Annotated in this window: 1 tRNA gene; it reads right to left on the bottom strand. The window is 42.3% G+C overall.

Annotation, left to right across the window (positions count from 1 at the left end):
• Positions 1–480: 480 nt before the first annotated feature.
• Positions 481–556, bottom strand: a tRNA-Gly gene (locus WMO31_RS11200).

Raw genomic sequence — 556 nt, 5'->3', positions numbered from 1 at the left:
AACAACAGGGCTCGAACCTGTGACCCTCTGCTTGTAAGGCAGATGCTCTCCCAGCTGAGCTATGCTCCCACATGCCTATATCGCTCATCGAAGTTCTGTCGAATTTCGATTACATCTCAGCGACAGGTAATATAATACTATAAAATCAGTCGATTGTCAATACCGTTTTTGCAGTTTTTTAAAATTTATTTGCTAATTGCGATTTCGTGATTATCGGCAATCAGAACATAGTCGCTGAAGTTATTAATACAAGTATGGTAAACCCCTTATTTCAAACAGTAAACAAGAGTTTCGCCCCGTGTTTTCACACGGTATTATTTGAAAGCGCAGTTTGCTGTTACAGTATAACAATTGTTTTGCGACATTTATAAAATCGGGTCTGTCAAAAGAATTCAGTAGTTACTTGCGGGCGGATAATATCCGCCCCTACGAGATTGTACAAAAAAAGAAAAGACAGCACAATTTCTGTACTGTCTTAGTTGGAGCGGATGACGGGGCTCGAACCCGCTACCTCCACCTTGGCAAGGTGGCGCTCTACCAGATGAGCTACATCCGC

Origin of the sequence: Ruminococcoides intestinale (genome assembly GCF_040095935.1) — a bacterium.
Lineage (GTDB): Bacteria > Bacillota > Clostridia > Oscillospirales > Acutalibacteraceae > Ruminococcoides > Ruminococcoides intestinale.
This window is presented reverse-complemented; position numbering and strand designations above follow the sequence as displayed.